8 protein-coding genes are annotated in these 8368 nt (G+C 44.6%); 4 read left to right on the plus strand and 4 right to left on the minus strand.

Annotated features, from left to right (window positions below):
• Nucleotides 1-107 precede the first annotated feature (107 nt).
• The 3 genes from WKF69_RS17000 to WKF69_RS17010 all read right to left on the minus strand — a co-directional run bounded on the left by WKF69_RS17000 (nucleotide 108) and on the right by WKF69_RS17010 (nucleotide 4484).
• Nucleotides 108-1412 carry a M20/M25/M40 family metallo-hydrolase gene (locus tag WKF69_RS17000; RefSeq protein ID WP_340383422.1) on the minus strand — a complete coding sequence of 435 codons (1305 nt, stop codon included), beginning with the start codon at nucleotides 1410-1412 and terminating at the stop codon, nucleotides 108-110.
• Nucleotides 1412-3238: a PDZ domain-containing protein gene (locus WKF69_RS17005; protein WP_340383423.1), complete on the minus strand. Its 1827-nt coding sequence runs from the start codon at nucleotides 3236-3238 to the stop codon at nucleotides 1412-1414. Before WKF69_RS17005 ends, WKF69_RS17000 begins: the two co-directional genes overlap by 1 nt.
• A gap of 127 nt (nucleotides 3239-3365) precedes the next feature.
• Nucleotides 3366-4484, minus strand: coding sequence for a DUF4407 domain-containing protein (locus tag WKF69_RS17010; protein WP_340383424.1), 1119 nt, complete (start codon nucleotides 4482-4484; stop codon nucleotides 3366-3368).
• A 246-nt stretch (nucleotides 4485-4730) separates the two neighbouring features.
• On the opposite strand from WKF69_RS17010, the gene WKF69_RS17015 reads away from it, so the two are divergent.
• On the plus strand, nucleotides 4731-5045 hold the full coding sequence (locus WKF69_RS17015; RefSeq protein WP_340383425.1) for a rhodanese-like domain-containing protein: 315 nt from the start codon (nucleotides 4731-4733) through the stop codon (nucleotides 5043-5045).
• Nucleotides 5046-5047: 2 nt separating this feature from the next.
• Nucleotides 5048-5236 (plus strand): DUF6358 family protein, encoded by a 189-nt coding sequence (locus tag WKF69_RS17020; protein ID WP_340383426.1) that lies wholly within the window; start codon nucleotides 5048-5050, stop codon nucleotides 5234-5236.
• Nucleotides 5237-5243: 7 nt separating this feature from the next.
• Here WKF69_RS17020 and WKF69_RS17025 read toward each other — a convergent pair whose 3' ends face one another.
• Nucleotides 5244-6257, minus strand: coding sequence for a dipeptide epimerase (locus tag WKF69_RS17025; protein ID WP_340383427.1), 1014 nt, complete (start codon nucleotides 6255-6257; stop codon nucleotides 5244-5246).
• Nucleotides 6258-6355: 98 nt separating this feature from the next.
• On the opposite strand from WKF69_RS17025, the gene WKF69_RS17030 reads away from it, so the two are divergent.
• Nucleotides 6356-7306, plus strand: a complete 951-nt coding sequence (locus tag WKF69_RS17030) for a nitrilase family protein (RefSeq protein ID WP_340383428.1) — start codon at nucleotides 6356-6358, stop codon at nucleotides 7304-7306.
• A 138-nt stretch (nucleotides 7307-7444) separates the two neighbouring features.
• Nucleotides 7445-8200, plus strand: coding sequence for a DUF2490 domain-containing protein (locus tag WKF69_RS17035; RefSeq protein WP_340383429.1), 756 nt, complete (start codon nucleotides 7445-7447; stop codon nucleotides 8198-8200).
• Nucleotides 8201-8368: the final 168 nt, after the last annotated feature.

Consider the following 8368-nt stretch of genomic DNA (forward strand, 5'->3'; position numbering starts at 1 on the left):
TTTCTATTCATCGTTGACCTTGTTTTTTGTCAACCTATGTCAGGACAAGTCAACGCAGAATTGCACAGTCAGTCCAATCAGCACTCTGTGTCCTCTGCGGTAAAATATTACGGCCTCGGTTCCAGTTTCGGAATCCTCTTAGGTGTATCCGTCCCTGATACAATGCTTCTTGCACTTAACGCAATCGCTTTAATAGTGGCCCAGATATTTGCGGAATCAAGCGTTTCAACTTCATCATTCACGGTATGATAGAACTTATCTGAATCAATCTGGTCGGTGGAAATAGTATGAGCCGGCACTCCCAGCGCCGCTAAAGTTGCATTGTCACTCCGATAAAAAAGGTTCTGTGCAGGATATGGATCCGGGTGGAATTTAAATTCTGTGCCGGCAAGATTCTTCTGAAGGATCTCACCAAAATCAGAGCGTTCAAAGCCCGTAATAAACGCAGCGTTCTTGCCGAATTTTGATTCCTTGCCTATCATCTCAATGTTGAACATCGCTACCACATCATCCGGGTTGAGCTTTGATGAGAAATGGCGGGCGCCAAAACCGCCAACCTCTTCCGCAGTAAATGCAACAAAGACAAGGGTCCTTTCATTATTCTTCAACTGCTTGTAGTACTTCGCAAGCGAGATAACTGCAGTAGTTCCCGACGCATCATCATCAGCGCCATTAGCGATAGAATCCCCTTCAACACCTTCAATCATACCCAGATGATCGTAATGCGCAGAGAAAAGAACCAGTTCTTTTTCCTTTGATTTACCTGGTATCATTCCGGCAACGTTAAATAAGGAAAGAGTTTCAACTTTGTTGTTCGCTTTCACGTCGAATGTGTTCGCTTCTGTTCCGCCAAGAACGAAAACTGCACCTGCGCCATCTCCCATCTTTTCAACGATACGGCCGCGCTTGGCGCTACCCAGCAGGCGTTTAAAAATTGTTGCATGGGATTGATCAACAAGCACAAGGGCAGGAGTCTTCGAATCCAGAGCTGCACGATACTTTTGAGCGAATTGATCACCAGCAGCAATCTTTATAACACTTGCCCCGGAACTATTGCTCATTTCCAGCAGTTCCTTTTCAGACATGGTTATAATATTCGCTGCTTCTATGCTTTTCCCATCGATAGTAACGCTCACTAAAGCTGGTGAAATCCTGGTCACACTAAACTCCTGTCTGAAATCATTCTCGCCGGCTAGAGGCTGCAAGCCGATCTTCTTGAATTCAGCCTCTATAAAGCTTGCTGCTTTATCGATACCCGGAGTAAATGCCGCCCGGCCCTGCATGTCATCAGCAGAGAGTGTTTTAATGATCCGTGTAATTTCGTCCTCCTGAACCGAGGGCTCTTGCCTTTGAGCGACACATGAACCTAGAAATAGAATGGCCGCAAGGCCTGCTTGTATCTTAATCTTCATTATTTTGCTTTTGATGATAACCAGTCGTTTCTGAATTGTATCTGCTGTGGTGTAGGGTTTTCAAGCTTAACAACAGTCAGGCTCTCGTCTTCCTTAAAAGTCAATGTGGATGTCTTAACAACACCTTTGTGCTCATAAGTTACCGCAACACTCTGGCCCGGCTTGTACTGAGAAATAATCTCATTAAGGTTTACAGTCCCGTTTAACTCCTTGTCGCCGATCTTAAGTATATAATCACCAATATCTATTCCCGCATTGTAAGCAGCAGAGCCATTTTGAGTTGCACTAGCAACGCGATTTTTCCCTGTATTGGATAGCAGTGTTAAGCGTACAGGCCCCATAGTGGCTTTGCCCGGAGAAGCTTTGCGCAAATCCAATCCTGCGTTGGCCAGAAGCTTAGCATAATCATTCTTATCAACTCCCTCAACATATCTTTTGAAGAAGTCCTGAGCGAAAGCCGCATTGGTTAGCCTGGCTAGAACATTCTGAAGATCCGGAACTGTATATGGAATTTCTGGCTTACCATGAGTCTTCCAAACGGCTTGCATATAATCATCGAGAGTAAGCTTGAACTCTGACCGAAGACGAAGATCCAAGCCAAGAGCTACAAATGCGCCGTAAGTATAATAAGAGGTAAACGAATTCCCATAATTGCTCTGATCAACAGAAACACCGGCATCTACAAAAACAGCATACCTGCTCATGTGAGTAGCTGGAAAGCTCTTCGCACCCGGAGCGCTTAATACCCCGTTAAGAATGCCCGACAAAACACCCTGGTACTGTTCCTCGGTACGAAAGCCGGCACGTTTTAAGATCAGGTTACCATAATATTGAGTGAAGCCTTCTGCAAACCACAACTCGTTGCTCATGTTAGCATGCGAGAAGTCAAATGGTTCAAGTGTCTTCGGACGGATCCGTTCAACGTTCCAGGCATGAAAGAACTCATGTGAGAATGTGCCCAGCATCGCTTCTTCGTTTCCGGCAATCTTAGACCCACTGCCTGTGATCACAGTTGAGTTCCGATGTTCCATGCCATCACCGTTATTATCAGGGTTTACGTCCTGAAGGAAAGTATATTCACCGTGGTCGAATTGAGGTAGTTCACCGTATACTGCTTTTTGCTCCGCTACGACCTTAGCTACCATTTTAGCATAGTTGTCAATCACACCCTGATCATCTGCAGTGCCATGTGAACTTACCCGAAGCGTTTGGACTTTGTTCCCAGGGTTTACGTCTTGCCAGGTGGCCAGTTTAAAGTCAGACAATTCTGTCGGGCTATCCATAAAATACTGCAGATTAGGTGCGGTAAAGGTATTCCTGGCCCCTGTTGGTTTTAATTGGGTAGCAACCTTCCAGTTGTATTTTTCAAGATCATTGAAGGTGATATTCATTGCCCTGTCAGTCATAGCCGGGAACCACATAAACGTGGCCGGCATATTCATATGGGCATGGGTTTCGTCTATCGCGAGATAAGTCCCATCAACATGGTTCCCATAAATGGTATAGCTGATCTTAACGTCACCGTCGTGTTTGTCTACGCGATAAACGTCGCCTTCTACCTGAACTACGGGAATTGTTGTGCCTTTACTGTCGGTGGCTTTAACTCCGTAAACATTCTTTCCAAATTCATGAGTAGCATACCTGCCCGGTGATGAGCGGCTCATTCGAAACAAAAGCGGACCGGCAGGAGCATTGGGAACATCAATGGTAACCTCAGCCTCATGATGGACTGCATTTGGAAATGCTATTGAATACCGGAGTACATTTTGAGCAGAAACAGTTAAAACCGCGAGAACGCAGGATAGCAGGAGTATGAAACGCTTCATTGTAGATTAATTTGTAGGTGAAGATCAAGGAATTAGTAAATGAGCAAATTAGAGAATGAGCAAATTAGGAAATTGGTCCGACTAGTTCATTTGCTAATTTACTAATTAATCAAATTTGCTAATTGATCTAGTCCCAGTCGTGCCGCTCGAGCTCCCTCACTGACCTGCGTGATACCAATTGCTTTTCTTTGTCGATCTCGGAACTTACACGGGTGTCATGAACCCCGTCGGTGACTGCAATATCCTGGTCTTTGGTTTTGTCAGATTTATAAATGTAGGTGTCGTCAACATTCTGGACAGCAATATCGTAAGGACCTTTGTTGCTCATTAGCTTGACAAATACCGGCAAACACTCAAAGAGTATGAACAAAAAGCTAATAAAGGATACAGCGAGATAATTATCAAGGTCGCGGGTACCGTCTTCCTTAAAGCTTAGCTGCCCGAGCGCCCAGTTCCTGTCGGCGAAACCGGCAACATTGGAGAGACTATCCAGCTGCTTGCCGCTGAACATCCGCTGATCGGAAAGCCCATCCAGGTCCTTTCGCCGGGCAAAGAACGCCTCCATGCCCGCCAGTTCAGTCCGAAGGGTTTGAAGTCTTTGCTCTTTTTGTACTACCAGCGATTCCTTTTGCTTCGCATAGGTTCCATACCCTGTTACGCCTGACGTTTGGTTTGTCTTATCCCCGAAAACCTCCTGGTTCAGGATGTACCTTGACCGGCTAATATCCTTTTCGAGCGAGTCTTTCTCCCTTTTAAGCTCCGTTGTTTTCTGGATCTCACTTACGTATTTATTAGTAAAGGTTTTGTTAAGTGTGTCAATCCTGGAACGCTGCCCGTTAAGGTAGCTGGTCTTGAGTTTTTCGCGAATTTCCTTGTCGAAGATCCTCAACTCTAGCGGCCGCGATATAACAATACCGATCACGATGGCAAGCAATATCCGGGGCGTTGCCTGAAGGATCTGCTGATTGGTGGTGCCGCTTTTGCTGATGCTGGAAACGATGTAACGGTCCATGTTGAAGATCGCCAGGCCCCAGATGAGTCCAAAAAGCACTGCAAATATCACCGCAAGGGGGCTTCCTGCAAAAACAAAGTACATGGCATAGCCCCCGGACAGCGAAGCAAACAGAGCAGTGAAGAATATAGTAGCACCTATTCCAACATATTTATTATGCTCAGTTGGGTATCGTTTTAAGGTATCTGTATGTGCTCCGGAACAGAACCAGAAAAAATCAGTGATTTTCTTCATTATCATTCAAAATATTTAATTAAACGCCCGCTTTATCAACATGTTACATCAGCGCCATTTTATATAGTGCAACACAGCATCAACCCTTTAGTTTACTAATTATTCAGGAAATGCATATCTTTGTGCTACAAATATGCCAGAGATGAAACCTGCATAAGCTTGCCTCTTACAAACAAAGCGAATATAAGCTTATGCAAGCCCTGCCGGCAGGCAGGTTCATTGCCATTGAAAACCAATCATACACTAATGAAAGAAGTTACAGTACAGGAATTAAAGCAAAAGATCGACCATCAGGAAGACTTCCAGCTTATTGATGTTCGCGAGCCTTTTGAATATGAAATGTCCAACATAGATGGAGAAAATATTCCACTGGCCGGGCTCGTAATTGAAGCTTCTAAAGTAAGTAAGGATAAGCCCGTAATTATGCAGTGCCGGAGCGGGGCGAGAAGCGCGGCCGCAGTAATGCAGCTTGAACAATTAGGATATACAAACCTGTATAATCTTAAAGGTGGAATTTTAGCCTGGGCGGCAGAGTATGAGCCTGATATGCAGGTATACTAAAAATGTTTAAAAAGATCCTTTTTAATATCTTCCTGAACATAGCCCTGTTCGTACTATTCCTTTGCATTTTCTGGTCAATCAAGAACGGTTATTATCTGTATGCGATCGCTGCAGCACCCCCCTTTGCCATGCTGATCTATTTAAAGATCAGGCTGGCAAAAAGCGTTCGGGAGATGACGAGAAAAAAATAGGCTGGTTCTAACTAAATCTTATCCCTAATCCCGGATCATCATTTAGTACCCATTTGCCATTCTTAAATTCAGGATCTTTATACGGGTTGTTGTTCGTCAGGAAAGGGCCATCCAGGTCTGACCAATTGCAAAGAGGTGCCAGGGCAGCTGCAGCAAGCGTGGCACAGCTTGTTTCACTCATACATCCGATCATCACCTTCATACCTAACTCCTTTGCCTTCATGATCATCCGGTGGCCTTCATACATCCCCCCGCTTTTCATCAGCTTTACATTGATGGCATGATAAACTCCTTTGGCTTTTTCTACATCCGCAAAGCGCTGCACCGACTCATCGCCAACAATAGCGATCGGACTCCTTTCCGTTATCCAGGCATTTGAATCCGGATCGTCTTTTGCCATAGGCTGCTCAATCAGAACAACACCCTGCTCATGCAGCCAGTTAACCATGTCGAGGCCCTGTTGCTTATCCGACCAGCCCTGGTTCGCATCCACGAATAGCGGCTTGTCTGTGGCCGACCTGATGGTATTGATCAGTTCCTTATCGTTATCGCGTCCAAGCTTTACTTTAATAATGTGACATTGTTCACCTTCTTTTATTTTCTGGATTAAAACCTCTGGTGTATCGATGCCAAGGGTATAAGAAGTTTCCGGCATTTTGGACGGATCTGTCCCAAAGAATTTATAACAAGCCGTGTTTTCAATCTTGCCTTTCAGATCGTACAGAGCTATATCAATCGCGGCTTTTATATTCGGGTTGCCAGGGGCAATATTATCCAGGTAGGCGACCACTTCATCAAAATTAAACGGCGGCTTAAGCCATGACAGATCTACCTTCGACATGAACGCGTTGGCGGTTTCCATATTCTCACCCATATAAGGCACCATCGACGCCTCTCCATATCCAGTAAAGCCTTCATGGCTTATTTCCATCAATATAATCGGCGTTGATGTACGCGAAAACTTTGCAATGGTGAAAGGATGCTTCAAAGTGAGTTCGAATGGCTTGTAGCTGATCTTCATGGCGCTGTTATTAATGCTACGAAATAACAAAATTTATTACCTTCAATAAGAATAAATTTGTAGAACGGAACCCCGCTTTGGTAATGATCAAACATTAGATGGAAAAAATAAAAATATCTACAGCTCAGTTCGAGAATAAGAACGGCGATAAGAAATATAACCTTTCAGTAATAGACAGGCTTGCAAAACAGGCAGCTGATGAGGGTGCGCAGGTTGTTGCCTTTCATGAATGTTCTATAACCGGGTACACATTTGCGCGGACCCTTTCCAAAGACCAGATGCTCCATTTGGCGGAGGTAATCCCTGAAGGACCGAGCATTATCAGGCTTAAAGAAATCGCAGCGAAATATGACATCACCATTCTGGCCGGACTGTTTGAAAAAGAGAAAGACGATAGTTTATATAAAGCTTACGTTTGTGTTGATAAAACCGGATTGATCGCAAAGCATAGAAAGCTCCATCCATTCATTAACCCTCATTTGAATCCCGGGAATAGTTATACTGTGTTTGATGTGCACGGCTGGAAGTGCGGAATATTGATCTGCTATGATAACAATGTAATTGAAAATGTAAGAGCAACCGTATTGCTGGGAGCTGACATAATTTTTATGCCGCACGTAACTATGTGCACACCTTCCACCCGGCCGGGCGCGGGCTTTGTTGATCCTGAATTATGGAATAACCGGGAAAATGATCCTACTTCTCTTCGCCTTGAATTTGACAGTATGAAAGGCCGTGAATGGCTGATGAAATGGCTGCCCGCCCGTGCATACGATAATGCAATTTATGCCATATTTTCAAATCCCATTGGCATGGACGACGATCAGTTGAAAAATGGTTGTTCTATGATCCTCGACCCTTTCGGGGATGTTATCGCCGAGTGCAGGACATTTGACGATTCAATAGTTACTGCTACTATAACTCCGGATAAGCTTGTTCAGGCCGGCGGTCATCGCTACCTCAAAGCCCGGCGACCAGATTTATACCGCGATATTCTGAGCCAGGACCATAAGCCGGAGTTAAAGGTTGTGTGGCTTGACAAGCAATGACCTGCGAACTGCTAGAATGAAGTTTATATCCGTCACTTTAATGTCTGAAAAACTTTTCCTTTTGCGATTATCTGAGATTGACTTAACTTGCGGGCTACGGTTAACATTAAGTTAACGTTGGATAACATCTGCTGCCTCGTGAAAAAATTATATGTCCTCCTGATTTTAAGTTTAGTCTCCCTTCTTTCCTATTCACAAAACACCCGCATAAAAGATAAAAATAGTATCGGCTGGTATGCGCTTAATGCGGGCCTGAAGCTGGACGATAAATGGAGTCTGGCGGGCGATTTTCAGTGGCGCCGTATCAATATCATTTCTGACCCACAGCAAAATTTATTCAAACTTGCCGTCAACCGGCTGGTTTTTCAGGGGGTAAATATAAGGGCAGGTGTAGCTTTGGCTGAGTCTTACAACTACGGCGATATCCCGGTAAACACTTTTGGAAAACAATTTACCGAGCACCGACTTTTTGAGATGCTGCTATTGAACAATAAATTTGGAATAGTAGAAAGCAACCACCGCTTTATGCTTGAGCAGCGATGGGTTGGACGCTATAGCGATGCTTCCCTTGAAAAAGAAGATGAGTATGTTTATACCAACAGATTCAGATATATGTACCGGGCCCAGATCCCATTGAAAGGTCGCGAGATTTCAAGTAAGACTCCCTATGCTGCAGTTTACGATGAGGTGCTTATTGGGTTTGGTAAAAACGTAAATGAAAACGTCTTCGATCAGAACCGCTTCGGGCTACTGCTTGGTTACCGCTTCTCACCCAAAGTGAGAATAGAAGGCGGCTTTTTAAGCCAGATCGCTCAATTAGGCAGGGAAGTTGGCGGCAGAAACGTGTTTCAACACAACACCGGACTTATTTTATCCACCAATCTAAGCTTCTAACCTATCTTAGAGCATCTTCGGCGAGATGCTTACATTAAAGTAATTAGAATCTAAAACGCATACTTCGTATGCCGGGTTAAACCTGCCTGTAGCCCAACCACGGAGACCACTGAGGAAAACACGGAGCCCACGGAGGCGAAATCGCTATGCGCTCTGTTTACTCCGTGT

It is taken from the genome of Daejeonella sp., assembly GCF_037719425.1.
In the GTDB taxonomy this organism is placed as follows: Bacteria; Bacteroidota; Bacteroidia; order Sphingobacteriales; family Sphingobacteriaceae; genus Daejeonella.